Here is a 24,985-nt window from a genome sequence, read left to right on the forward strand (position 1 = left end):
TGGTTCGTCGATCATCGGGTGGGATCCGCCACCGTCATGGGTGGTCGATCCCACCCGTCGTTTGCGCGAGGGGCGCCCCTGGTCACATCTCCTCGTGGGTGTCCGGGTCCGCGCCGAACAGCCGCCCGTCGGGCCGGCCCAGCGCCGTGATCGCCCCCATCTCGTCCTCGCTCAGCTCGAAGCCGAACACGTCGAGGTTGCTGCGCTGCCGCTCCGGGGACGCCGACTTGGGCAGCGGGATCGAACCGAGCTGCACGTGCCAGCGCAGGACCACCTGGGCGGGCTCCACGCCGTGCGCCTCGGCCGCCGACAGGACCGCCTCCGAGCCGACCGGGCCGTCCTGCTTGGCGCGACCCAGGGGGCTCCACGACTCGGTGCGGATCCCCAGGCGCTCGTTGACGGCACGCATCTCGACCTGCGGGAACGCCGGGTGGAGCTCGATCTGGTTGACGGCCGGCGTGATCCCGGTGCGCTCGATGACCCGCTCGAGGTGGGCCTCGGTGAAGTTGCTGACCCCGATCGAGCGCACCAGCCCACGCTCCTGCACGTCGACCAGCGCCTGCCACGCCTCGACGTACCTGTCGACGGAGGGGTTGGGCCAGTGGATCAGCACGAGGTCGAGGTAGTCGGTGCCGAGCCGGCGCAGCGAGTCCTCGACCGACTGCACGGCCAGCTGGTGCTCGTGGAAGCGACCGGGGATCTTGGTGGTGAGCAGGACCTCGGACCGCGGGATCTCGGAGCGGACGAGCGCCTCGCCGACCTCGTGCTCGTTCTCGTAGCTGACGGCGCTGTCGATCAGCCGGTAGCCGGTCTGCAGCGCGCTGGTGATCGCCTCGACCCCCTCGACGCCCCGCAGCGGATAGGTGCCGAAGCCGATCTGCGGCAGCACCGTGCCGTCGTTGAGGGTGTGGGTCGGGATGTCGGTCGTCATACCTGCTCCTCCGTCGCTCGCGTGCACCTGGTCGTCGGCGGTCCTGCCACACTGACCGTATGGCGACCGTCGTTTTCCTGCATGCCCACCCCGACGACGAGGCATCCCAGACCTCCGGATCCATGGCCCGGGCCTCGGCCCAGGGGCACCGGGTGGTCGTCGTCTACGGCACCAACGGCGACCACGGCGAGGTGCCCCAGGACCTGGCCGAGGGGGACACCGTCGTCGCCTACCGCCGGCGTGAGGCGGAGGCGTCCGCGCAGGTCACGGGCACCGCGCGGGTGGCGTGGCTCGGCTACGCGGACTCCGGCATGAGCGGGTGGGAGCAGAACTCCGCGGCCGACGCGTTCGCCTCCGCGGACCTGGACGAGGCGGCGGGCCGCCTGGCCTCGATCCTCGACGAGGAGGACGCCGACGTGCTCGTCGCCTACGACTGGCACGGGGGCTACGGCCACCCGGACCACGTGCGGGTGCACCAGGTCGCGCACCGCGCGGCCGAGCTGGCGCAGCGACGCCCCCGGCTGCTCGAGTCCACGATGAACCGCGACCACATGCGGCGGCAGTTCCAGGCGGCGAAGGACGCGGGCCTGCCGATGGACTGGGACCCGGACGCGCCGATGGACGACGGCAACCCCTTCGGGACGCCCGAGGCCGAGATCCACTGGCGCGTCGACGTGTCCGACCTGATCGAGACCAAGCGGGCGGCGCTGGCCTGCCACCGCAGCCAGGCGACCGACATCGAGATGTTCCTCGCGATGCCGATCGAGATCTACACCGCCGGCTTCGGGCAGGAGTGGTTCATCGAGCCGGGGCGCGAGCCTGGCCTGGTCGACGGCTGGTGGCTCGACGAGGCCCCGCGCGAGGGCTAAATCGGGTGGGGGTCTGTCACACCCCGCACCTACAGTGACGAGGGTGCTGGCCTTCCCTCCCGACATACGCTCGTATGCCGATCCCGCCGCCGTCGTCCCGGACACCCGGACGCCGGCGAGGCTGCTGTGGTCGGTCATCCGGATGCAGGGTCGGTTGTTCGCGGTGGGCCTGCTGCTCGCGACGATCTGGATGGTGCCGCAGACGCTGGGGCCGTGGATGCTGGGACGGGCCATCGACGACGGCATCGTCGCCCGGGACACGGGCGCCACGACCACCTGGCTGGTCGGGCTGCTCGTGATCACCGTGGTGGGCGCGGTCAGCGGCATCGCCTACCACTCGGTGATCGTCGCGGAGTGGCTGGTCGCCCTCTACGGCACGACGCGCCTGGTCACCAACAAGGCGCTGCAGCTGGGCCACGTCCTGCCGCGACGCACCCCGACCGGCGAGGTGCTGTCGGTCTCGTCCAGCGACGGCGACCAGTTCGGCGCCCTCGTCGAGGTCACGACGCGCGCGCTGTCCCAGCTGCTCGCCTACCTCGCCGTCGCCGCGATCGTGCTGTCCATGTCCGTGCGGCTCGGCCTGCTGGTCCTGCTCGTCGCGCCGATCCTCGTGCTGGTGGCGCTGCCCCTGCTGCGGCCGATGGAGCACTGGCAGGGCATCGAGCGCTCCCGCAACTCCGACCTGACCTCCCGCGCCACCGACATCGTCGCGGGCCTGCGCATCCTGCGCGGCATCGGCGGCGAGGCGACCTTCGGCGACGGCTACGCCCGCCAGTCCCAGCTCGTGCGCGGCGCCGGCGTGCGGGCCGGCGCGTGGCAGGCCGCGGTCGACGCGGCCGGCGTGCTGCTGTCGGGTGCCTTCCTGGTGGCGCTGATGTGGCTGGGCGTGCGACAGGTCGCCGTCGGCGAGCTCACGGTGGGGGAGCTCGTGACCTTCCTCGGCTACGGCCTGTTCCTCATGCAGCCCATGCGCACGTTCTTCGAGTTCGCCCAGAAGTGGACGCGCTCGGTCGTCTCCGCCCGCAAGGCCAAGGCGGTCCTCGAGCAGGAGCCGCCGTGGCAGCCCGCCGCGCAGGCTGGTTCCGTGCTGCCCGTCGGGCCCGCGCCGTTGGTGGACCACGGGAGCGGACTGGTCGTGCGTCCCGGTGTCCTGACGATGGTCGTGTCCGCGGTCCCCGACGACAGCGCCGCCGTGGCCGACCGGCTCGGCCGCTACCTCCCGGGTGACCCCTCCGCGGTCGTGAGCGCCGACCTGCCCGAGGACCTCAAGGGCCGCGCCGCCCGTGACGAGCGCCGCCGTCGCGAGCAGGCCCGTCAGGCGCTGGTGCTCGCCGACCGGGAGCGCGCCGCCGAGGCGTGGGGCGTCACCTACGGCGGGGTCGACCTCGGCGACGTCGAGCTCGCGACCGTCCGTGAGCGGATCCTCGTCAGCGACACCGCCTCCCAGGTCTTCGCCGGCACGCTGCAGGAGGCCGTCGACCCGCTCGGCCGGCTGTCCCGCGAGCAGGCCGAGGAGGCGCTGCACAGCGCCGCCGCCGAGGACGTCTACGACGCCCTGCCCGGCGGCTGGCAGGGCATCCTCGACGAGCGGGGGCGCGGCCTGTCCGGCGGGCAGCGGCAGCGTCTCGTCCTGGCCCGCGCGCTCGCCGCGGACCCCGAGGTGCTGGTCCTCGTCGAGCCGACCTCTGCCGTCGACGCCCACACCGAGGCCCGCATCGCCGGGCGCCTCGCCCGGCACCGCGCCGGGCGCACCACCGTGGTGATGACGGCCTCCCCGCTCCTGCTCCACCACGCCGACGAGATCGCCCTGCTCGTCGACGGGCGGGTCGTCGCGCAGGGGCGTCACGACGAGCTGCTGGCGGGCGACACGGCATACCGCTCCGTCGTCGTGCGAGGGGAGGACGACCGATGACCGACCTGCTGGCCCCCGAGATCGCGCGTAGCTCGGCCGACACCTGGCGGGATGCACGACCGGCGACCGGGCTTGCTGCCGGTGCCGGTGCCACGGGCGATGCCGGCGCCGTCCCCGACCGCCTCGATGGACCGGACCGGGGTCTCGACCCTCGCCTGCTGCCCCCGGGCCAGGCGGGTCCGGTGGAGCGTGTGCGGGCCCTGCGCGAGCGTCACCGCCTGCGCGAGCAGCGGGCGCGGTCGTTCGTCGCCGAGGCCATGGGGCCACGCCGCGGCCTGCCGGTCGCGTCCGAGTCCGCGGTGCGCACCTTCCTCGGGTCCCTGCTGTGGCAGCGCCGCACCCTCGTCGTGGTCGTCGTCCTGGCCAACGCGCTGGCCGCCGTCGCCGGGCTCATGGTGCCGCGGCTGCTCGGCGGGCTCGTCGACGACACCGTCGGCCGGGTCCAGCGCGGGGCCACCACCGAGGCGCTGGACGCCGCCACCACCATCGCGATCCTCGTCGGGTCCGTGGTGGTGCTGCAGGCCCTGTTCACCTACGTCGCCAAGCTGTCCTCGGCCGTCATGGGCCAGGGCATCCTGGCCCAGGCCCGCGAGCACGTCATCCGCGCGATCCTGCGCCTGCCGCTGTCCCGCGTCGAGCAGGCCAGCACCGGCGACCTGGTCACCCGCGTGACCCGCGACGTCGGCACCATGAGCGAGAGCGTCCGCTGGGCCCTGCCCGAGGCGATCATCTCGGGCGTCACCGTGCTGCTCACCCTCGTCGCCATGGGGGCCAACTCGGTTTGGCTGGCCCTGCCGACCTACGTGCTGTCCGCGCTCGCCATGATCCAGATCCGCCGCTACCTGCGGCGGGCACCCTCGGGCTACCTCACCGAGTCGGGCACCTACTCCCAGATCAACACGACCCTCACCGAGACCGTCGAGGGCGCGCGCACCGTCGAGGCGCTGCGCCTGGCCGAGAGCCGGCGAGCCCGGGGTGTCCGCGACATCGAGGAGTCCGCGCAGGCCGAGCGCTACACCCTGACCCTGCGCAACCTGCTGTTCATCGTCATGGACGTCGCGTTCAGCCTCCCGCGGGCGCTGACGCTCGCGCTGGGGGCGGTCGGCTACGCCCAGGGGTGGGCGACGCTCGGTCAGATCACGGCGGCCATGCTCTACATCGAGGCCGTGTGGGGGCCCTTCGACCTGCTCGTGCACACGGTCGACCGCGTCCAGGTGGGGATGGCGTCCACCACGCGCCTGCTCGGCATCGCCACCGTCCCGCCCGACCGCGAGGCCGGTCCGGACCTGCCGCACGGGCGCACCCTCGAGGGCCGCGACCTGCGCTACGCCTACCGCGAGGGCCACGACGTCCTGCACGGCATCGACGTGACGCTGCTGACCGGTGAGCGTCTCGCCATCGTGGGGCCCAGCGGATCCGGCAAGTCGACGCTCGGGCGCATGCTGTCCGGCATCCACGCCCCGCGCACGGGGTCGGTCACCGTCGGCGGCGTCGAGCTGACCCGCCTGCCCCTGGACGTGCTGCGCACCGAGGTCGCCCTGGTGACCCAGGAGCACCACGTCTTCATGGGATCGGTCCGCGACAACGTCGTCCTCGCCCGCGAGGGATCCCCCGACGAGCAGGTCGTCGAGGCGCTGCGGGCGGTCGACGCGTGGGAGTGGGTCGAGGCGCTCCCGCAGGGACTCGACGCGCAGCTCGGCTCGGGCGGCGCCCCGCTCACCCCGGGCCAGGCCCAGCAGATCGCGCTGGCCCGGCTCATCCTCGCCGACCCGCACACGCTGGTCCTCGACGAGGCGACCTCCCTGATCGACCCGCGCACCGCCCGCCACCTCGAGGGCTCGATGAACGCCCTGCTCACCGGCCGCACCGTCGTCGCGATCGCGCACCGCCTGCACACCGCCCACGACGCCGACCGGATCGCGGTCGTCATCGACGGGCGGGTCGCCGAGCTCGGCTCCCACGACGAGCTCATGGCCCAGGACGGCGAGTACGCCGCGCTCTGGCGCGCCTGGACCTCCTGACGGTCGCCGTTACGGTGGCACCCCCTCGACCGGGCTCCCTCGACCGGGCTATCTCGACCGGGCCCGCGACGCTCACCGCCGGGTCACTCAGGCGACCGGACGGTCCGTCTCGGATGGTGGATGCCCGTCGAGAGGGGTGGGGGTCCCGCGTGTGGCCCGGTGTCCGGTCCGTAGATTGGTCGTACCACATAGCAGGCATCGATGCCCGCGCCCCGTCCGGGCGCGGGCATCGCCGTCGAGGAAGGCCCCCATGACCGTCACGTCCGCCCCGACCCGCACCGTCCCGGTGGCCGACGCCGCCGCAGCGCCGGAGTGGGAGGGGTTCGCCCCCGGCCCGTGGCAGCAGCAGATCGACGTCCGTGACTTCGTCCAGCGCAACTACACCCCCTACGAGGGTGACGCGTCCTTCCTGGCCGGCCCCACGGCCAAGACGCTCGCGACCTGGGACACCCTGGAGCGCGACTACCTCTCGGTGGAGCGGGCCCGTCGCGTCTACGACGTCGAGACGCACGTCCCGGCCGACGTCGACGCCTTCCCGGCGGGCTACATCTGCGAGCAGGACGACGTCGTGGTCGGCCTGCAGACCGACGTGCCGCTCAAGCGCGCGATGATGCCGGCCGGCGGCTGGCGGATGGTCGAGACCGCGATCACCGAGGCCGGCAAGGAGCCCGACCCGCGGGTCAAGGAGATCTTCACGAAGCACCGCAAGACGCACAACGAGGCGGTCTTCGACATCTACACCCCCCGCATCCGCGCCGCGCGCTCGGCGCACATCATCACGGGGCTGCCGGACTCCTACGGCCGCGGTCGCATCATCGGTGACTACCGCCGGGTCGCGCTCTACGGCGTGGACGCGCTGATCGCGGCCAAGGAGCGGGACCGCGACGCGGTCGCGGACCAGCCGTTCAGCGAGCACTGGGCGCGCTACCGCGAGGAGCACGCCGAGCAGATCAAGGCCCTCACGAAGCTCCGGCGGATGGGTGAGAGCTATGGCTTCGACCTGTCGCGTCCGGCCCGCACCGCGCAGGAGGCGGTGCAGTGGACCTACTTCGGCTACCTCGCCTCGGTGAAGTCCCAGGACGGTGCGGCCATGAGCATCGGCCGGCTCTCGGGCTTCATCGACGTCTACGTCGAGCGTGACCTGGCCGCCGGCACCCTCACCGAGGAGGGCGCCCAGGAGATCATCGATGCGCTCGTCATCAAGCTGCGGATCGTGCGCTTCCTGCGGACCATCGACTACGACCAGATCTTCTCCGGCGACCCCTACTGGGCCACCTGGTCGGACGCCGGCCTCGGCGAGGACGGGCGCACGCTGGTCACCAAGACGTCCTTCCGGCTGCTGCAGACGCTGCGCAACCTCGGCCCGGCGCCGGAGCCCAACATCACGATCTTCTGGGACCCCTCGCTGCCCGAGGGCTACAAGGACTTCTGCGCGGCGATCTCGATCGAGACCTCGTCGCTGCAGTACGAGGCCGACGAGCAGATCCGCGGTCACTGGGGCGACGACGCCGCGATCGCGTGCTGCGTGTCCCCGATGCGGATCGGCAAGCAGATGCAGTTCTTCGGGGCGCGGGTCAACGCCGCCAAGGCCCTGCTCTATGCCATCAACGGGGGCCGCGACGAGATGTCCGGCAAGCAGGTCGTCGAGGGCCACGAGCCGGTCCGGGGCGACGGGCCGCTCGACTTCGACGACGTGTGGCAGCGCTACGAGGAGATGCTCGACTGGGTCGTCGGGACGTATGTCGAGGCCCTCAACATCATCCACTACTGCCACGACCGCTACGCCTACGAGGCGATGGAGATGGCGCTGCACGACTCCGAGATCGTGCGGACGATGGGCTGCGGCATCGCCGGGCTGTCCATCGTCGCCGACTCCCTGGCCGCCATCCGCTACGCCACCGTCACCCCGGTGCGTGACGAGACCGGCCTGGTCGTGGACTACGTCACCGAGGGCGACTTCCCCGTCTACGGCAACGACGACGACCGGGCCGACGAGATCGCGGCGGCCGTGGTCCACACGGTGATGGCCAAGATCAAGGAGATCCCGCTCTATCGCGACGCGATCCCCACCCAGTCGGTGCTGACGATCACGTCCAACGTCGTCTACGGCCGCAACACCGGCGCGTTCCCGTCGGGTCACGAGGCCGGCACGCCGTTCGCCCCGGGCGCCAACCCCGAGAACGGCATGGACAGCCACGGCATGCTCGCCTCGATGCTGTCCGTCGGCAAGCTCGACTACGAGGACGCCCTCGACGGCATCTCCCTCACCAACACGATCACGCCGGCCGGCCTCGGGCGCACCAAGGACGAGCAGGTCGGCAACCTGGTCGGGATCCTCGACGCCGGCTTCGTGCCCGGCTGCTGACCCTGCCGGAGCACCTGCACGGACCACTCGCACAGACCACCCGCCCAGAGCACCGTCACAGACCACGACCACCGCACCCACCGCACCCATCAGCAGGACGGAGACCCCCATGTCGACCAGGACCTATGCCGAGCGCGTCGCCGAGATGACCGCCGCGCGCGCCGAGCGTGGCACCACGCCCGGCCTCTTCCACGCCAACATCAACGTGCTCGACCGCGGCACGCTCGAGGACGCCATGGAGCACCCCGAGAAGTACCCGAACCTCACCGTCCGTGTCTCCGGCTACGCCGTGAACTTCGTCAAGCTCACCAAGGACCAGCAGCGTGACGTCCTCTCCCGCACCTTCCACCACGACGCCTGAGGTGCCCGGCGCGGGCCCGGGCGGTCCGGCATACCTCCCGGTCGTCCCCCGGCTGAGGGCGACCGGCCGCGGCACCGCGGGCATCGCGTCGGCGGGGGAGATGTCGCACCACGAGCACCTCGAGGCGGTGCGCGCCGGTGAGCTCGGCTCGCTGCACTCCTGGGAGCTGGTGACGGGGGTCGACGGGCCCGGCACCCGCCTGACCGTCTTCCTCGCGGGCTGCCCCCTGCGCTGCCAGTTCTGCCACAACCCCGACACCTTCTACTCCGCCAAGGGCGAGCCGGTGCTGCTGGCCGACCTCGTCGCACGGCTGCGGCGCTACCGCGGCGTCTTCCGCGCCACCCACGGCGGCCTCACCATCTCCGGGGGCGAGCCGCTCCTGCAGCCGGCGTTCACGGGTCAGCTGCTCCGCGCGGCCAAGGAGCTGGGGATCCACACGTGCGTGGACACCTCGGGCTATCTCGGGGCCAACGCCACCGACGCGATGCTCGACGACCTCGACCTGGTGCTCCTCGACATCAAGTCCGGGCTGCCGGACACCTATCGCGAGGTCACCGGCCGCGAGCTCGAGCCGACGCTGCGCTTCTCGCGCCGCCTGGCCGAGCACGGCGTCGAGACCTGGGTCCGCTTCGTCTGCGTGCCCGGCCTGACCGACGCGCCGGACAACGTCGCCGCCGTCGCCGACCACGTGGCCGGGCTGTCGACGGTCACTCGCGTCGAGGTCCTGCCGTTCCACCAGATGGGGCGGGACAAGTGGGAGACCCTCGGCGTGGACTACCCCCTCGCGGACACGCCCCCGGCGCCGCCGGAGCTGGTGGAGCGGGTGCGCGAGCAGTTCCGGGCGCGCGGGCTGCAGACCTACTGACCCGTCAGCCCCCGACGTGCACGCGGGGCCGCTTGGCCGGGTCCGGCTCGGCGATGCGCAGGATCTCGTGCGTCAGCGGCGGGATGTCGCCCTCGCCGCCGGACAGGAAGCGCAGGACGTTGTCCATCGGGTCTCGCTCGCTCCACTCGAAGTATGCGTGCGGCGGCTCGGGCATGAGGTCGCGGACGTAGAGCAGGAAGGCCGCGAGCACGTTGGAGACCGAGGTGCCGGAGCAGCGCAGGATCTGGTGGGTGCCGGCGCGTCCGGCCGTGACCTGCACGGGCGAGGTGAAGTCGCTGGCGTCGTTGATGCGCACCTCGAGGAAGACGATCTGGTCCTTCGGCGAGATGTGGTTGCGCTCGCGGACGATGCGCTCCTTCTCGTCGTACTCGTCGAGGTCGCCGGCCTGCATCTTGTTGGCGATGAAGCGGATCGGCTGGCGGCCGAGCGCGGCCCGGGCGAGGACGACGTCGGCCGCGTCGTCGATCTCGACGCCGGCCACGCGCAGCTCACGGCTGCGGGTCACCCGCGACCACAGGCTGATGATCATGATCAGCGCGACGAAGACCAGGGCGATGACCAGACCGCCCGCGTGCGAGGCCATCGTCACGACGAAGGTGTAGACGAAGATCGCGCTGACCACGCCGAAGAAGATCGAGGTCCGCCGGTGCCTGCGGCGCAGCTCGGTGAGGAACACCGCCACGGCCGCGGAGGTCATCAGCGCCAGCACCCCGGTGGCGTAGGCCGCGGCCTGGGCGTCGACCTTGGCCTCGAACAGCACGGTGACGATCGCGGCGATGAGGACGAAGACGCAGACCAGGGGCCGGGTCGAGCGCGCCCAGTCCGGGGCCATGCCGTAGCGCGGCAGGTAGCGGGGGACGATGTTGAGCAGTCCCGCGAGCGCCGAGGCCCCGGCGAACCACAGGATGCCGACCGTGGTCACGTCATACACCGTCCCGAAGGTGTCCCCGAGCCGCTCGTGCGCCAGGTAGGCCAGGGCCCGCCCGTTGGCCTCCCCGCCGGGCCTGAACGCGGCCGGCGGGATCAGCAGGGTGGTGACGAAGGACGACCCGAGCAGCGCGACGCTCATGATGCAGGCGGCCGTGGTCAGGAGCTTCTTGGCGTTGCGGATGCGGCCGCGCGGCTTGGCGCGGGTGTCGCCCGGGTCGCCCTGGATGAGGGGCATGACCACCACGCCGGTCTCGAAGCCGGACAGGCCGAGCGCCAGGGCCGGAAAGACCAGCAGGGCTGCCGCGATGATCCCGAACGGCGCCGAGTGGCTCGCCGTCATCGCGGCACCCCAGTCGCTGATCAGCGACGGGTTGGCGACGATGGCCATGAGGCCGTCGACCACGACGACGGCGCTGAGCGACAGGTAGACGATCACGAGCACGACGGCGACGCCGATGGCCTCGGAGAAGCCCTTGAGGAACACCGCACCGAGAGCCAGCAGCAGCGTCAGGGTGAGGAGGACCTCGTGGCCGCCGAGGGTCGCGTGCAGCAGGGGGTTCTCGACGAGGTGGGCGGTGGCGTCGGCCGCGGACAGGGTGATCGTGATGATGAACCCGGTCATGACGAAGCCGAGCAGCGTCAGCACCAGCAGCTTGCTCGGCCAGTAGGTGAGGAGCTTCTGCAGCATCGACAGGGAGCCGTCGCCGTGCGGGCTCTCGACGGCGACCCGGCGGTACATCGGGAGGGCGCCGAAGAGGGTGATGACCACCAGCACGAGGGTGGCGATCGGCGCCAGGGCGCCGGCGGCCAGCGCCGCGATGCCCGGCTGGTAGCCGAGCGTGGAGAAGTAGTCGACGCCGGTCAGGCACATGACCTTCCACCAGGGGTGGACGTCGTCCTGCCGGAGAGCCTCCTCCTCGCGCTCGTAGAAGCCGCCCGGGTCGGCCTCCTCGGCGTCGAGGAACCAGCGCATGAACGGGCTGCGCGCCCTCGTGATGGTCACGAGCGACCAGGGTAGGGGCTGGACCGGGTAGGTCACGCATCGTCACCTGGGCGCCACCCAAGAGGGGGAGTGCTTCACTAGGGTGACGACGAGCGCTTCCCCCGCTGCGCGCTCCCCTCGTCGCAAACCCCGCAGGAGACGACCCCATGACCGACTTCGCCCAGGCCATGACCGACTGCCTCGGCATCGAGGGCGCGCTGGGGGCGGCCCTGGTGGACCAGAGCAGCGGTATGACGCTCGCGACCGGTGGCGATCCACCCGCGGTGGACCTGCACGTCGCGGCGGCGGGCAACAGCTCGGTGGTGCAGGCCAAGCTCCGCACGATGGAGGCGCTGGGCCTGGACGACGAGATCGAGGACATCCTGATCACCCTCGGTCGGCAGTACCACATCATCCGACCCGTCTCGAGCCGCGAGGGGCAGGGACTGTTCCTCTACCTCGTCCTGGACCGGGCGCGCGCCAACCTGGCGCTGGCGCGCTTCCGGCTCACCAAGATCGAGCAGGACTTCCGGATCTGACCGAGGTCGGTGCTGGTCGGGGGGCCGCAGGTCAGTGCTGCTGCTGGGCGAACAGCACGTCGTAACCGTCGCGCAGCTGCTCCCAGCCGTAGCGGCGGGCCGCCTCGGGACCGACGGGACGCGTCACGTCGTGGCCGGCGGCCCGGGCCTCGAGGCCGGACAGGCACAGGTGCCACCCCGCGGCGAGGGAGCTGGCCTGGGTGGGGTCCTCGAGCACCTGGCGCAGGGTGAGCCGCGAGCCCTCGGCGTGCGGGGCGATGCTCCACCGCAGCTCGTCGTTGCCCCAGCGGTGCACCAGCTCTCGAGTGGGCTCGGCGACCAGCACCTCGGCGTCGACGGGCTCGTCGTCGGCGTTCTCGCGGGAGGTGGCCGCACCGACGGTGTCGAGGGGGCGGTCGCCGACGACGGGGGACCAGGTGGCGGCGAGCCCGGGGTCGGTGATGAGGGCCCAGGTCTCCTCGGGGGTGCTGGGGAGCTCGTGCACCATCGTCAGCACGGCCTCGCCCTGGGTGGTCGCGAACGTCGCGTCGACGGTGCGGGACTCGACATAGCTGGTCAGCAGATCGTTCACCGGGGGCTCCTCGTGGCTCGTGCGGGTCTGGACCTATTGTGCCGTCCGGCGAGTCGGGTGGTGCACCGTGCCCGCGGGTGCGCGCCGTGGTCCATCCGTGTGGGATGGACCACGAAGGTCCTGGGCACCACCCGGGGCCGGGCACACTGGTGCCAGCACCGCTACCGATCGGTAAGGAAGGCACGTCATGGGCAAGTACGACATCAGCACGACGACCATCGGGGACCTGCTCAAGGACCCCCAGGCCGTCGAGATCTTCGACAAGCACGCCCCCGGGCTGACGTCGCACCCGATGATCGGGATGGCCAAGGGCATGAAGGCCGAGAAGGCCATGAAGATGGCCTCCGGCAAGATCCCGCAGTCGCGGCTCGACGCGATCGTCAGCGAGATCTCCGCGCTCTAGCCGCGCCCGCTGCCGCTGCCGACGCCGTCGTCGGCCTCCTCGTCCGCCATACGGCCGGGTTGTCGTGACAACCTGGCCGTATGACGTCGCCCGGTGTGCGCGCGCGGAGCCCGCGGCGCGTGGCGGCCACGGCGTGGTCGCGGATCTGGCCCGGAGGGCCCACCCGATGGCTCGACGTGCCGCGCCGGCTGCGACCGACCGTCATGCAGGTCGGCCGCCTGACGGTCGCGGGGGTGCTGGCCTACCTGCTCACGGTCGCCCTGACCGACGGCGCCATCGACCTGACCGGCGCGCTGACCGCGATCCTCGTCTGCCAGGCCTCGACGCTGTCGTCGGTGCGCATGGGGGCGGTCCGGGTGGGGGCGGTGCTGACGGGCGTGCTCGTCGCCGTCACCGTGTCGAGCATGGTGGGGCTGACCTGGTGGTCCCTCGCCATCGCGATCGGCTCGTCGCTGACCCTCGCCAAGGTCTTCCGCCTCGGCGACCAGGCCCTGGAGACACCGATCTCCGCGATGCTCATCCTCTCGGCGGGCGGGCAGGAGCTCGCCGTCGAGACCCGGGTGATCACGACCTTCATCGGCGCCTTCGTCGGGGTCGGCATCAACCTGTTCTTTCCCCCGACGATCCCCACGCGCGCCGCCACCTCGTCGGTGCGCTGGGTGGCGCTGGAGCTGGCCGAGGCGGTGGACCGCGTGGCGGACAGCCTCGCGACGACCCCGCTGGTGCGCCAGGACTGCGAGCAGTGGCTGGACGAGGTCCGTGGCCTCAGCACCCGGGTGGCCCGGGCCACCACGCTCGTCCAGCAGGTCAAGGACGCCCGCCGCCTCAACCCACGGGCCCTCGCGTCGGTGAGTGCCGAGCCGCCGTTGCGCACCGGCCTGGACCGGCTCGAGCAGTGCCAGCTCGCGGTCCGGAGCCTGCTGCTGCTCATGGTCGAGAGCGCGCCGCCCGACGGCGAGGACGACGGCTACAGCGAGGAGGTCCGCGTCGCGTTCAGCGTCGTCCTGTCCGACGTGGCCGACTGCCTACGTGCCTTCGGCGACCTGGTGGCCTCGGAGGCGGGCGCCGAGATCGGCGACGTCGAGGAGCAGCTCGAGCAGACCCTCGAGACGCTGGGCGAGACCCGCGCGGTGCTCACCGAGCTCATGCTGGTGGACCCGCACTCCGAGACGGGGCAGTGGATGCTGCGGGGGTCCACGCTCGCGGCCGTCCAGCAGGTCCTCAACGTCCTCGCGGTCGACGTGCGCCGCCGGGAGCGCGAGCACTGGGAGTCGACGGCCCGGGTGGCGGTCCCGATCGCGCCCCTGCTGCGCGACGCCCTGCCAGACTGGCGCAACCAGCGTCACCCGTGATCGTCCGTGGAGGTCCCATGCGCACGCCGACCGATCGCCCAGCGGCTCCGCTGCCCGGCTGGTGCGCCGACCTGCTCGACCGCCCGGACGCGCTGCACCGGGTGGCCGGTCGGGTGTGGTCGACCACCTCCGGGCTGAGTGCTCGTTCGGCGCCCCGCGATCGCGGTGCCGAGGGGTATGACGCCCTCGCGGCCTCGCGCGGATACCTGCGCACCGCCTGGGGCCTGGACCCGGTGGACCAGCGGTCCTTCGCCCGCTCCGCCCTCGCGTCGCGGCGCGGACCGTTGGTGGACGTCGCCTGCGGGGGATTGGCCCTCACCGCCGACCTGTACGCCCGGTCCCGGCGCCCGCTCCTGCTCGTCGACCGCTCGTTGGCGGTGCTGCTGCGGGCCGAGGAGCGGCTGGCCCGCCGCGGCGAGGTGGTGCTGGTGCAGTCCGACCTCGACGTCCTGCCGCTGCGCGAGCGGGCGGCCGACACGGTCGCCTGCCTCGGCGTCGTGCACCTCGTCCCCGACGCGGAGGCGCTGGTCACGCGGCTGGCGGGCTGGGTCCGGCCGGGCGGCACCCTCTATCTGTCCAGCCTCACGCGGGGCCGCCCGGGCAGCGACCTGCTGCTCGACGCCATGCACCGCGCCGGCGAGCTCGCGCCGCCCCGGACGCCGGCCGAGGTGGTGCGGTCCGTGCCGCTGACCGACCCGCGCGTCGTGCAGCGCGGCGCGATGACCTACGTCGACGGAGTGGTCGCCTGACGGGACCAGGCGTCTCGGGAGGCGAAACATCGAGGTGGTCGCTAGCGTCGGATCCATGTCCCCTCCCTCCGACGACGAGCGCCGCCGTCGGGAGCGCCGTGCGCGGGAGCGGTCGCGACGCGGGCACCCGGTGGGTCGCGAGCTGCCCGGCGCCGCGGTGCCCCCGGTCGTGGCTCGCTTGGGCGAGGTCGTCCGCGCCGGCACCCACCTGGACGTCCTGCTCGAGGTGTCCGCGCTGCTCGACGAGGTCGAGCGAGACGGCCCCGAGCTCGACTCGCGCTGGCTCGTGTCCGCCCTGATCGACCACGAGAACGTCGTCACCACCACCGCGCTCGCGATCCTGGCCCGCCTGCTCGGCGACGAGATCCTGCAGGCGCGGGTGCGACGAGAGCTGCGACTGCGCGAGGACCCGGTGCCGGGCTGGCTCTCCGACCTGGATGGGTTCGTCCACCTCAGCGGTCGGACCGACCGCACCATGACCCTCGATCTGAGCGAGCCGCTGGCCCTGCGCCCCATGGCCCACCTGCACGCGCGCCTCGATCCCGCCGATGGACGGGTGCTGGACGGCCGGATGGTGCCGTCCGGGCCCCTGTCGTCCTGGCCCGACTGCGGCCCGCTGGTGCGGTGGGCCGTGCGGGTCGCGCCGACCGTCGCGCCGACCTAGGGTGGGCGTCGGCCGGGCGCTCGCGGCGACCTGTCGTGCGGGCGGCCCCCGGCATACGGCCTCTCCCGCCGTCGCCCACCCTCCCGACCGGAAGGCTCCACGATGTCCACCTCCCTGACCGAGACCCTGCTCGCACCCTCCCGGCGTGACACCGTCGTCGACACCCTCGTGGGCGTCATCGACGCCGAGGTGGCGGGCAAGCGCGGCGTCGGCGGCGCGATCATCAAGACGGCCTACGGCGCGGTCAAGAAGGTCAACGACGGCGTCGTCCGGCGTGCGGTCAACGGCATGCTGCCGGACGCCGCCGCCTCCCTCCAGCCGCTGTGGGACGCGCGCGGCGACCAGACCTTCGGCGCCTACCTGACCTCCCACGGGGACCAGGCCGCCGACGCCCTGCTGTCGGTCAGCGACACCCGCGCCGCCAACCCTCGGCACGCCGCGATCGCCACGATCTACAACGGCGTCCGCCCCAAGGCCAAGCAGCACGTCGTGGAGGCGCTCCCGAGGCTCGGGACCGCGATCGAGACCCTCGCGTCATGACAAGAGGTGACGCGTCGTTAGACTCCTGGTCAACGACGCGTCATCACCGCTTGGAGGCTCCATGCCCGGCAGCAGCGTGGAGCCCACCGAGGTCTTCGCCCGGCTCAACACCCTGATCCACGGCCGCCCCGAGGCGCAGGCCGTCTACCAGGCCGTCGTCGCCGCGGCCGTCGAGCTCGTCGACGGCTGCGACCACGCGTCCATGATGCTGGTCGACCGGGCCGGCCGGTTCTACAGCGCCGCCGCGACCGACGACGTCGCCCTCGCCGTGGACGACCTGGAGCTCGCCGTCGACGACGGGCCGTGCGTCGACGCGATCGTGGAGGAGTCCTTCCAGCACGACCCCAACCTCGTGGACGGCTCGCAGTGGCCCGAGCTGGCCCGCCGCGTCGTCGCGGAGACGACGGTGCGCGGCCTCATCGGCTATCGCATCCTGCTCGACGGCGAGAAGGTCGGGGCGCTCAACCTGTTCTCCGACACCGCCGACGCGTTCACGACGACCTCGGTGGACCAGGCGGCCGTCCTGGCGTCGTTCGCGTCCGTGGCCGTCATGACGGTGCGGGCGCAGAACGACAGCGCCAACCTCGAGCGGGCCCTCGGCACCTCGCGCGAGATCGGCAAGGCGGTCGGTCTGCTCATGGCCGCCCACAAGGTCGACGACGACGAGGCCTTCGAGCGGCTGCGCAAGACCAGCCAGGACCTCAACATCAAGCTGGTCACGCTGGCCGAGGAGGTCGTGCAGGGGCAGCGCGTGCAGTACGTCGCCAACAAGCAGCCCCAGCCGTAGCAGGCCGGCGGTCGCTGGGCGCCCGAGTGCTGGACACCGACTGTCCACCCCGTGGCGGGCGGCTAGGGTGCAGGCACATCCATCACGACCGGCTGAGGGACAGGCCCGACGACGCCGGGGCAACCGCCCGAGGGGGACACCCCGAGGGTCAGGTGCCAAGTCCTGCGGAGGCCTCGCGGCCCACCGGCAGATGGGTCGATACGCCGGCGCGTCCGGCATACCGCTCCCTCATGGTCGACCGCAGGACTGGGCCCGCTCAGACTGCGAAAGGCGACACCATGACCGAGCTCTCCCGCCTCACCCGCGCGATCCGCACCGGACTCGAGACCGACCCGGCTCACGGCGCGGTCGTCCCCCCGATCTACCTCTCGAGCAACTACACGTTCGAGGAGCTCGGGACCCCTCGCCGCTACGACTACACGCGCAGCGGCAACCCCACGCGTGACCTGCTCGGCGACGCGCTCGCCACGCTCGAGGGCGGTGCCGGGGGCGTCGTCACCACCACCGGCATGGGCGCGATCACCGTCGTCGTGTCCGCGCTGCTGTCGCCCGGCCAGACCGTGGTCGTTCCGCACGACTGCTACGGCGGGACCTGGCGGTTGTTCGACTCGCTGTCGCGCAAGGGCGCGTTCGAGGTCGTGACGGTGGACTACACCGACCCGGCGCAGGTCGAGGCCGCGCTGCGCGCCGACAAGGCCCCGACGGTCGTGTGGATCGAGACCCCGTCCAACCCGCTGCTGCGCATCACCGACGTCCGCGCCGTGGCGTCGGCCGCGCACGAGGTCGGGGCGACGGTGGTCGCGGACAACACCTTCCTGTCCCCGCTGCTGTGCCGCCCGATCGAGCTCGGCTGCGACGTCGTGCTGCACTCCACCACGAAGTACGTCAACGGCCACTCGGACGTCGTCGGCGGCGCGATCGTCGGCGCGACCGAGGAGCTGCACGAGCAGCTGGCCTGGTGGGCCAACGTGCTGGGCCTGACCGGGAGCCCCTTCGACAGCTATCTGACCCTGCGCGGCCTGCGCACGCTGCACACCCGCATGAAGGCCCACGAGGAGAACGCCCGCGCCGTCGCCGAGCTGATCGCCGAGCACCCCGCCGTGTCGCGCGCGCTCTATCCCGGCCTGGCGTCGCACCCCGGCCACGAGCTCGCGACCTCGCAGCAGGACGGGTATGGCGCGATCGTGTCGCTGGAGCTCGCCGGCGGAGAGGCGCAGGTGCGGGCCTTCCTCGACGGGCTGCAGTGCTTCTCGCTGGCCGAGTCGCTCGGCGGCGTCGAGTCGCTGGTCGTGCACCCCTCGACGATGACGCACGCGTCGATGACGCCGGAGGCGCGCGAGGTGGCCGGCATCGGCGATCAGCTGCTGCGCCTGTCGATCGGCATCGAGGCGACCGAGGACCTGGTGGCGGACGTGCGCGCCGGCCTGGACCGCGCCCTCGCCACCTCCTGACCTACCGCCGGTAGAGGCATCGACCGGCCTTCGTTCGCCAGGCTGATGACTCGGCCGCCGGTAGAGGCATCGACCGGCCTTCGTTCGCCAGGCTGATGGACCTACCTGAGGTAGGCATATCCGCCTGGGTTGGTCCGGCGGCCTGAGCGAGTCCATCAGCGCCTGACGGAGCCCGTATGCCGTGGCCCGGCGACCCGCGTGGTCGCCGGGCCGCGCCGTGCACCGGCGCGGCGTGCGAGCGGGCGGGCGACATACGGCCAGGGCGCCCGGCACAGGCGGGGGCCGACGACCTAGGCTGGGAGACAAGCAGATCTGCCCCAGCACCTCGAACGTCAGGAGCCCCCATGCGTCGCCCCACCGCATCCGTCGCCGTCGTCGCTGCCCTCGGCTGCCTGCTCGCCGCCTGCGGGTCGAGCGAGGGCGGCGCGACGAGCACGACCGCCACCACCAGCACGGCAGCCGGCGACGCCCACGCCGGTCACGGCTCAAGCTCGTCAGCCTCGGGCAGCTCGAGCGCCCCCGCATCGACGGGCGCCACCTCCGGGGCGACGCCGATGCAGGGCCGGGCGGGCGACGTGATGTTTGCGCAGATGATGATCCCGCACCACGCCCAGGCGCTCGACCTGGCGGAGATGGCTCTCGCCGGTCACGGTGCGTCGGCCACGGTGCAGGACCTCGCCCGACGGATCCAGGCGGCCCAGCAGCCCGAGATCGACCAGATGACAGCCATGCTCAAGGGCTGGGGAGCCCCGGTCTCGGCGGGCGACCACGCGATGCCCATGGAGGGCATGGTCAGCGAGGGCGACCTCAAGGCGCTGTCGGGGATGCAGGGCCCGGCCTTCGACGCAGCCTGGGTCAAGGCCATGATCGGCCACCACGAGGGCGCGGTGAGCATGGCCGAGGACGTCCTGACGACCACGCAGGACCCCGCGGTCAAGAAGCTCGCGCAGGCCATCATCACGGGCCAGCGCAAGGAGATCGCCGAGATGCAGGCGATGCCGACCACCTGATCACGGTGACGGGGCTCGGCGACGCTCGTGCGTGTCGAATGCCAGCGATCACCCGTGTGGCCCCGTTGGTGGTCACGGTGCGTCGAGGCCGTCTCGACTGAACGGCTGCACCTGCGCCAACCTCTCCTGCCTGGTCGAGCGGCTGCCTATGGTTGCCGCATGTGCCGCAACATCCGCGTCCTGCACAACGTCGACCCGTCGACGACGCAGGAGGAGATCGAGGCCGCCGCCCTGCAGTACGTCCGCAAGGTGGCCGGCTCCCCCAAGCCGTCCAAGGCCAACGAGGACGCCTATGCCCGCGCGGTCGAGCAGATCACGGCCGCCACCTCGACGCTGCTCGACGAGCTCGTGACCACGGCGCCGCCGCGCAGCCGCGAGGAGATGGCCGAGCGCGCCCGCGCCCGCAACGTCGCCCGCTTCGGCTGACCTACCTCAGGTGGTCACATCCGCCCGACTTCGCACGCCAGGTCGATGTGACTACCTCAGGTAGATCCGGTCGGAGGCCGGTCAGACGTTGGCGGGCAGCTGCGTGCCCGCACCACGACGGCGGGGGCTGACGACAGGGGCGTCGAAGGCCGCCGCCGCCGAAAAGCCTGACGGGGCGGCGGGCGCGCCGCCCTCCCCGGACGACTGCCGGTCTTTCGCCTGCTCGCTCGCGGCCGGCTCGTCCGCCGCGTGTCCGCCACAGCCGGATCCCGCGGATCCGCAACCCCCGCAACCGGATCCGCCGGCGTGACCGCCACACCCGCTGGGGGCGGCCGGCTCGGCATACGAGCTCACGTCGATCGCGTCGAGCCGCTCGGCCCAGTCGTCCGGAGCCCCCTCGGGCACGAACCCGTTGTCCCGCAGCATCTCCAGGTCCGAGCGGCCGGGTGCGCCCTCGCTGGTGAGGTAGTCGCCGAGGAAGATCGAGTTCGCGACGTGCAGCCCCATCGGCTGCATGGTCCGCAGGTGCACCTCGCGCCCGGCCGCCATCCGGATCTCCGTCGTGGGGTTGACGAAGCGGATCATCGCCAGGATCTTGAGGCAGCGCTGGGGGCTGATCATCCCGTGGCCGGCCATCGGCGTGCCCTCGAACGGCAGCAGGAAGTTGACCGGGATCGAGTCCGCGCCCACGTCGCGGAGGGCGAAGGCCAGGTCGACCAGATCTTCGTCGGTCTCGTCCATGCCCGCGATGAAGCCGGAGCAGGCCGACAGCTCGGCGAGGTGCGCCTGCCGGACCGTGTCGACGCGGTCGGCGTAGGTGTGGGTGGAGCAGATCTGGTCGTACTTGCTCTCCGCGGTGTTGAGGTTGTGGTTGTAGGCGTCGACGCCGGCGGCCTTGAGCCGGTCGCCCTGGTTGCCCTTGAGGAAGCCGAGGCAGGCGCACACCTCGACGGCCGGGTCGGCGTCCTTGATGGCCTCGACGATGCCGGTGACCTTGTCGATGTCGCGGTCGGAGGGGCCGCGGCCGCTCGCGACGAGGCACACCCGCGCGGCGCCGCCGGCGATCCCCGCGGTGGCGGCCTCGACCGCCTTGTCCTTGCTCAGCCAGGAGTACTTGAGCACGTCCGCCTCGGAGCCGCGGGCCTGGCTGCAGTAGGAGCAGTCCTCCGGGCAGAGGCCGGATTTGAGGTTGACCAGGTAGTTCATCTTGACCCGGTTGCCGAAGAATGCGCGCCGCACCTGGCCTGCCGTGGCCACCAGGTCGAGGACGGCCGAGTCGGGCAGGGCGAGCACCGCCAGCGCCTCCTCGCGGGTGCACGGGTCGCCGGCGCAGCCGCGCGTCGCCATCGCCTGCAGGTCCATGGGGTTCTCCTCGTCGAGCGGTCAGCGGCGTCATGAACACCGTTCAATGAACGCTGTTCATGTTAACTAGGAGGTGGTGGTCGCTCAACGTGAGGGGCCCTGGTGTGGCCGGGCTCTCGTCCCGCCCCGCCCCGCCCCACGGTCAGGAGGAGAGCCCGTATGGCGCTCACGCGGCAGGCCGTCCTCGACGAGGCGATCCGCACGCTCGACGCGTACGGCTTCGCCGACCTGTCCATGCGCAAGCTCGCCGGTGCGCTCGAGGTGCAGCCGTCGGCGCTCTACTGGCACTTCGCCAACAAGCAGTCGCTGCTCACCGCCATCGCCGAGTCGATGCTGGGCCAGGTGGCGGCGCCGGACCCCCGGCTCGACTGGGACGGGCAGGTGCGGTCGTGGGCCCACGGCCTGCGCGCGGCCCTCTCCTCCCACCGCGACGGGGCCGAGCTGGTCGCGTCGGTCCTTTCGATGCGTGCCGAGGGCGTGGACCCCACGCGCGGGCTGGTGGCGATCCTGCACCGGGCGGGGCTGCGCGCGCCTGATGCCCGGGCCGCCGCGGCCGGCGTGCTGCACTTCGTCATGGGGCACGCGGTCGACGAGCAGGGCCACGCCCAGATGCAGGCCTTCGGCGTCGCCTCGGCCGGCCCCGGCGTGGCGCCGGACGACCCGGACCAGCGGTTCGCCTACGGCCTGGAGCTGCTCGTCGACGGGATCCGCTCGCGCCTGACCTGACCCACTCCGTCATACGTGCCAGCATCGGAGCCATGGATCGAGACCGTGAGGCCGCCCTCCGCCGCCGCTATCTGAGCCTCGGGGTGGGGGAGCTCGTCGCCGCCGGGGTGTTCCTGGTGGCCGCGCTCCAGATGGCGCTGCCACGGCTGACCCCCACGGAGGCCCGGGCCCTCTGGGGAGGGCTGGCCCCGCTGCTGATCGTCCTCGTCGAGGCCGGCGCCTACTGGCTGGCGGCGCGGACCTGGACGCCGCACTCGACGATGCCACGCGCGATGGCAGGCGCCTATCAGGCCCTGCGCGTGCTGAACCCGACCCTGCTCGCCGCCGGCCTCGTCGTCATCGCCCTCCACTGGCCGTCGAGGCCGGGGGCCGCCGTGCTCGTCGTCGGGGTGTGGGCGTTCGCCGTCGTGGAGCACGTCAACTACTTCGTGGTGCGGCTCTCCTACCCGGCCACCGAGTGGTTCGGCGCCGTCACGCGGTGGCGCACTCCTCGGCTCGTGCAGGACGTCCGCGAGGCCCGGGCTCGGGATTGACGCGTCAGCGGTGGTGCCGACGCAGGCGTGCCAGCGCGGCGAGGACGGTGGCGGCAGCACGTGCACAGTCGTTCGGGGGGCGAGCCCGGCGAGATGTGGCGGGACGTCATACGGCCGGTGCGAGCAGGTCGGAGGGTGCGCTCACCTCGCTGGGCGGCGGGCCTCGACCAGGTGGCGCGTCGAGTGGGCCACCGCCCGATCCGCAGTGCCTCATCGACCGGTCCAGCTCACGCAGCTCGTCCAGGTACCGATCGGCGGCGGAGTCCGGCACCCACCAGACGCACGTGCGCAGGATCCACACGACGGCGCCCACGTCGTAGAACTGCATCCGACACCGTGCCGTACGCAGCTGCTCGACGACGAGCCCGGCGTCCTCAGCCTCAGCGGCCTCGCGATGGGGGTCTCGACCCTGGCGCGCATCAGGCAGGAGCCGGAGGAAGCGCTCGGTCGTGTGGGCCGGGCGAGATGCGGCGAGGCGTCATGCGGCCCGGGCAGCCGCAGATGCCTGGACCGCACCTGATCACTCGTCGTCGTCTCCCGCCTGCCCGGTGACGCCGTCAGGCGAGGGAGTCTCGGATCACGCTCGTGATCTAGGGGATGTCGGTCTGAGCGGTGCGGCGGATGGTCTCGGGATCCACCAGGAGATATCCGTGGGCGATTCGATTGCGCATCCCCCACATCAGCGGCCAGCTTCCACCGAACAGCTGGTCGCGAACGGAGGGGTCTAGTCGGTTGAGGGTCTCGATGCCGGCCGACATCCGCATGGAGGCCGCATCAACCGCCATCTGGTCGTCGGCAGTGGCGTTGGCGTAGTCGACGGCGAGCGTGAAGTGGAAGAGGGCTTCCCTGAGCAGCTCGTCCGTCGACCTCACAGCGTGACCGCTTCGGCGAGGACCCGTTCGCGGATGTTGGGTCGGAGCGCGGACTCAGGCACGAGGTCGACGGGCATCCCGAGCAGCTCGGCGAGTCGGCCCTCGACGCGGCCCAGCTCCATGAGGCTCAACGTCCGACCTGCGGAGAAAACGAGGTCGACGTCGGAGGCCGGTCCGTCCTTGCCGGTGGCCACCGACCCGAACACGCGCACGCGGTTCCCCCCGGCCCCACCCACGATCTCGCGGACCCGGTCGGCGTTGGCTCGCAGGACCCGAGCCCTCGGGGACGTGCCGTGGAAGCGCAGCAGCCGTGAGACCTCCGGCTGGCTTCGACCGATCTGCCGGGCGATCTCCGTCTGGGTCATGCCTGCGGAGGCGGCCCGCCTCACGGCGCTCACGAGGTCGGCCCGCGCCTGGGCGGTGACCTCGTCGGTGTGACGCGCAACGGCATGCAAGCTCATCCCCATGCGGACATTATAGCAAGTGCTATTGGGCCGACGTCGCGGACCCCCGCCTCTCGCTGGAGGGGCCAGCGTCGACAGATCCGCCTGAGCTCGGCACATCGACCTGGGGTGCGAAGTCGGGCGGATGTGCCTGCCCGAGGTAGGTTCTGGGGATGGCGGAGCGCGTGCAGCAGGTCGTGGCGGTCATGGGTCGCGGGGTCGTCGACCGCGGCACGGGGCTCGCCAGCGGCGACGACCTCGGACTCACCAGGGGCGACGGCTGCTTCGACGCCACGCTCGTGCGCTGGGACGGCGAGGGCTGGCTGGTCCACGACCTCGACGAGCACCTCGAGCGGCTGCGGCGGTCGGCCGATGCGCTCGGCATCCCCCTCGCCGACGACGACGCGTGGATCGAGCTGGTCGGCGACGCCCTGCAGGTCTGGCAGGGCGCGGACGAGGCGGCCCTCAAGATGGTCCTGACCCGCGGCGACGAGCACGGCGACGGCACCCCGCTCGCCTTCCTGACCCTCACCGCCGTCGACGAGCGCATGCAGGCCCAGCGCGCGGGCATCAGCGTCGTGACCCTCCCGCGCGGCTATGCGAGCGACGGCTTCGATGGCGCGCCGTGGCTCCTCGGCGGGGTCAAGCTCCTGTCGTATGCCGTCCACGTCGCCGCCAAGCGCGAGGCCTCCGCACGCGGGGCCGACGACCCGGTGTTCACGTCGAGCGACGGCTACGTCCTCGAGGCGCCGACCTCGGCCGTCGTCTGGCTGCGCGACGGCGTGGTCGCGACGACGCCGACCGGCGCGACCGGGATCCTCGACTCGATCAGCGCCCGCAAGATCCTGGGCGGTGCCGAGCAGCACGGCTGGCGTGCGGAGCGTCGCCTCGTGACCCCGGCAGAGCTCGCGGAGGCCGACGCGGTGTGGCTCGTCTCGTCGGTGCGCAGCGTGGCGCCGGTGACGGCGCTCGACGGTCGGGCCCTGCGCACGGACGACGAGGCGACGCGGATCGTCCGCGCCCTCAACGGTTTCTGAGGCAGGCGGCGGGCGTGCCGTCATACCGGATCACCCTGGACGTCATGGACGTGCTCCAGGGTCACGCGCCTCCCGAGGTGCTGCAGACCGCGGTCGCGACGGTGCGCGAGACGCACGTGGTCGAGGCGGACCAGCTCGACGTCGTCGGCGGGATGCCGCAGATCACGGTGAGGTTCACGATCGACGCGAGCAGCCGCGACGAGGAGGACCACGAGGCGCGCGTCGTGCGCGCCCGGCCCCCGCGCCTAGCCCGTCCCGCCGAG

26 protein-coding genes and 1 riboswitch are annotated in these 24,985 nt (G+C 72.3%); of the genes, 19 read left to right on the top strand and 7 right to left on the bottom strand.

Going from position 1 to position 24,985, the window contains the following annotated elements; translation table 11 throughout:
• Positions 1 to 82: 82 nt before the first annotated feature.
• Positions 83 to 931, bottom strand: a complete 849-nt coding sequence (locus B4K29_RS05915; protein WP_286959798.1) for an aldo/keto reductase — start codon at positions 929 to 931, stop codon at positions 83 to 85.
• A 59-nt stretch (positions 932 to 990) separates the two neighbouring features.
• On the opposite strand from B4K29_RS05915, the gene B4K29_RS05920 reads away from it, so the two are divergent.
• From B4K29_RS05920 to pflA, 6 genes are all read left to right on the top strand, one after another.
• Positions 991 to 1,800, top strand: a complete 810-nt coding sequence (locus tag B4K29_RS05920; RefSeq protein WP_286955334.1) for a PIG-L deacetylase family protein — start codon at positions 991 to 993, stop codon at positions 1,798 to 1,800.
• A 43-nt stretch (positions 1,801 to 1,843) separates the two neighbouring features.
• A complete protein-coding gene (locus tag B4K29_RS05925; protein ID WP_286955335.1) occupies positions 1,844 to 3,712 on the top strand; it encodes an ABC transporter transmembrane domain-containing protein in 1,869 nt (622 codons plus the stop codon).
• Complete coding sequence (locus tag B4K29_RS05930; RefSeq protein WP_286966618.1) at positions 3,709 to 5,733, top strand: ABC transporter ATP-binding protein; 2,025 nt, start codon at positions 3,709 to 3,711, stop codon at positions 5,731 to 5,733. The genes B4K29_RS05925 and B4K29_RS05930 overlap by 4 nt, the downstream gene beginning before the upstream one ends.
• 250 nt (positions 5,734 to 5,983) lie before the next feature.
• Positions 5,984 to 8,098, top strand: coding sequence for a pyruvate formate lyase family protein (locus B4K29_RS05935; protein WP_029211157.1), 2,115 nt, complete (start codon positions 5,984 to 5,986; stop codon positions 8,096 to 8,098).
• Positions 8,099 to 8,207: 109 nt separating this feature from the next.
• Positions 8,208 to 8,459, top strand: coding sequence for an autonomous glycyl radical cofactor GrcA2 (gene grcA2, locus B4K29_RS05940; RefSeq protein ID WP_019286722.1), 252 nt, complete (start codon positions 8,208 to 8,210; stop codon positions 8,457 to 8,459).
• A complete protein-coding gene (pflA, locus tag B4K29_RS05945) occupies positions 8,422 to 9,324 on the top strand; it encodes a pyruvate formate-lyase-activating protein (RefSeq protein ID WP_376786836.1) in 903 nt (300 codons plus the stop codon). Before grcA2 ends, pflA begins: the two co-directional genes overlap by 38 nt.
• A 4-nt stretch (positions 9,325 to 9,328) precedes the next feature.
• On the opposite strand, the gene B4K29_RS05950 is transcribed toward pflA, so the two are convergent.
• Positions 9,329 to 11,248, bottom strand: coding sequence for an amino acid transporter (locus tag B4K29_RS05950; RefSeq protein ID WP_414632591.1), 1,920 nt, complete (start codon positions 11,246 to 11,248; stop codon positions 9,329 to 9,331).
• Positions 11,249 to 11,424: 176 nt separating this feature from the next.
• Here B4K29_RS05950 and B4K29_RS05955 point away from each other — a divergent pair, with 176 nt between their 5' ends.
• Entirely contained in the window at positions 11,425 to 11,796 is a 372-nt protein-coding gene (locus tag B4K29_RS05955) for a hypothetical protein (protein ID WP_286955342.1), read from the top strand.
• 31 nt (positions 11,797 to 11,827) lie between these two features.
• On the opposite strand, the gene B4K29_RS05960 is transcribed toward B4K29_RS05955, so the two are convergent.
• Positions 11,828 to 12,367 carry an SRPBCC domain-containing protein gene (locus B4K29_RS05960; RefSeq protein WP_286955344.1) on the bottom strand — a complete coding sequence of 180 codons (540 nt, stop codon included), beginning with the start codon at positions 12,365 to 12,367 and terminating at the stop codon, positions 11,828 to 11,830.
• Positions 12,368 to 12,554: 187 nt separating this feature from the next.
• On the opposite strand from B4K29_RS05960, the gene B4K29_RS05965 reads away from it, so the two are divergent.
• From B4K29_RS05965 to B4K29_RS06005, 9 genes are all read left to right on the top strand, one after another.
• Positions 12,555 to 12,770, top strand: a complete 216-nt coding sequence (locus tag B4K29_RS05965) for a hypothetical protein (protein ID WP_019286717.1) — start codon at positions 12,555 to 12,557, stop codon at positions 12,768 to 12,770.
• Positions 12,771 to 12,850: 80 nt separating this feature from the next.
• Positions 12,851 to 14,122 carry an FUSC family protein gene (locus tag B4K29_RS05970; RefSeq protein ID WP_286955346.1) on the top strand — a complete coding sequence of 424 codons (1,272 nt, stop codon included), beginning with the start codon at positions 12,851 to 12,853 and terminating at the stop codon, positions 14,120 to 14,122.
• 17 nt (positions 14,123 to 14,139) lie between these two features.
• Complete coding sequence (locus tag B4K29_RS05975) at positions 14,140 to 14,871, top strand: class I SAM-dependent methyltransferase (RefSeq protein ID WP_286955347.1); 732 nt, start codon at positions 14,140 to 14,142, stop codon at positions 14,869 to 14,871.
• A gap of 55 nt (positions 14,872 to 14,926) precedes the next feature.
• On the top strand, positions 14,927 to 15,535 hold the full coding sequence (locus B4K29_RS05980) for a hypothetical protein (RefSeq protein WP_286966623.1): 609 nt from the start codon (positions 14,927 to 14,929) through the stop codon (positions 15,533 to 15,535).
• Positions 15,536 to 15,637: 102 nt separating this feature from the next.
• The gene (locus tag B4K29_RS05985; RefSeq protein WP_239264490.1) at positions 15,638 to 16,075 is read left to right on the top strand and encodes a DUF6918 family protein; all 438 of its coding nucleotides are present in this window, start codon (positions 15,638 to 15,640) and stop codon (positions 16,073 to 16,075) included.
• A 61-nt stretch (positions 16,076 to 16,136) separates the two neighbouring features.
• Entirely contained in the window at positions 16,137 to 16,862 is a 726-nt protein-coding gene (locus tag B4K29_RS05990) for a GAF and ANTAR domain-containing protein (RefSeq protein WP_286966625.1), read from the top strand.
• A gap of 76 nt (positions 16,863 to 16,938) precedes the next feature.
• A riboswitch (SAM riboswitch) is annotated at positions 16,939 to 17,059 on the top strand.
• Positions 17,060 to 17,140: 81 nt separating this feature from the next.
• Positions 17,141 to 18,313 (top strand): cystathionine gamma-synthase, encoded by a 1,173-nt coding sequence (metB, locus tag B4K29_RS05995; protein WP_286955355.1) that lies wholly within the window; start codon positions 17,141 to 17,143, stop codon positions 18,311 to 18,313.
• Between the two features lie 344 nt (positions 18,314 to 18,657).
• Entirely contained in the window at positions 18,658 to 19,323 is a 666-nt protein-coding gene (locus B4K29_RS06000) for a DUF305 domain-containing protein (RefSeq protein ID WP_286955357.1), read from the top strand.
• Between the two features lie 159 nt (positions 19,324 to 19,482).
• Complete coding sequence (locus tag B4K29_RS06005) at positions 19,483 to 19,749, top strand: DUF2277 domain-containing protein (protein WP_286959807.1); 267 nt, start codon at positions 19,483 to 19,485, stop codon at positions 19,747 to 19,749.
• Positions 19,750 to 19,830: 81 nt separating this feature from the next.
• On the opposite strand, the gene bioB is transcribed toward B4K29_RS06005, so the two are convergent.
• Positions 19,831 to 21,111, bottom strand: a complete 1,281-nt coding sequence (bioB, locus tag B4K29_RS06010; RefSeq protein WP_286966628.1) for a biotin synthase BioB — start codon at positions 21,109 to 21,111, stop codon at positions 19,831 to 19,833.
• A 159-nt stretch (positions 21,112 to 21,270) separates the two neighbouring features.
• Here bioB and B4K29_RS06015 point away from each other — a divergent pair, with 159 nt between their 5' ends.
• Together B4K29_RS06015 and B4K29_RS06020 are read left to right on the top strand one after the other, a co-directional pair.
• On the top strand, positions 21,271 to 21,837 hold the full coding sequence (locus tag B4K29_RS06015) for a TetR/AcrR family transcriptional regulator C-terminal domain-containing protein (protein ID WP_286955365.1): 567 nt from the start codon (positions 21,271 to 21,273) through the stop codon (positions 21,835 to 21,837).
• A 32-nt stretch (positions 21,838 to 21,869) separates the two neighbouring features.
• The gene (locus B4K29_RS06020) at positions 21,870 to 22,370 is read left to right on the top strand and encodes a hypothetical protein (protein WP_029212295.1); all 501 of its coding nucleotides are present in this window, start codon (positions 21,870 to 21,872) and stop codon (positions 22,368 to 22,370) included.
• A gap of 106 nt (positions 22,371 to 22,476) precedes the next feature.
• On the opposite strand, the gene B4K29_RS06025 is transcribed toward B4K29_RS06020, so the two are convergent.
• The 3 genes from B4K29_RS06025 to B4K29_RS06035 all read right to left on the bottom strand — a co-directional run bounded on the left by B4K29_RS06025 (position 22,477) and on the right by B4K29_RS06035 (position 23,709).
• On the bottom strand, positions 22,477 to 22,698 hold the full coding sequence (locus B4K29_RS06025; protein ID WP_029212296.1) for a hypothetical protein: 222 nt from the start codon (positions 22,696 to 22,698) through the stop codon (positions 22,477 to 22,479).
• A 262-nt stretch (positions 22,699 to 22,960) separates the two neighbouring features.
• Positions 22,961 to 23,242: a DUF86 domain-containing protein gene (locus tag B4K29_RS06030; protein ID WP_286966631.1), complete on the bottom strand. Its 282-nt coding sequence runs from the start codon at positions 23,240 to 23,242 to the stop codon at positions 22,961 to 22,963.
• Positions 23,239 to 23,709, bottom strand: a complete 471-nt coding sequence (locus tag B4K29_RS06035; protein ID WP_286966633.1) for a nucleotidyltransferase domain-containing protein — start codon at positions 23,707 to 23,709, stop codon at positions 23,239 to 23,241. Before B4K29_RS06035 ends, B4K29_RS06030 begins: the two co-directional genes overlap by 4 nt.
• 149 nt (positions 23,710 to 23,858) lie before the next feature.
• On the opposite strand from B4K29_RS06035, the gene B4K29_RS06040 reads away from it, so the two are divergent.
• Entirely contained in the window at positions 23,859 to 24,722 is an 864-nt protein-coding gene (locus B4K29_RS06040) for an aminodeoxychorismate lyase (protein WP_286966635.1), read from the top strand.
• Positions 24,723 to 24,985 lie beyond the last annotated feature (263 nt).

Source organism: Arsenicicoccus sp. UBA6765, assembly GCF_002453335.1.
In the GTDB taxonomy this organism is placed as follows: Bacteria; Actinomycetota; Actinomycetes; order Actinomycetales; family Dermatophilaceae; genus Arsenicicoccus; species Arsenicicoccus bolidensis.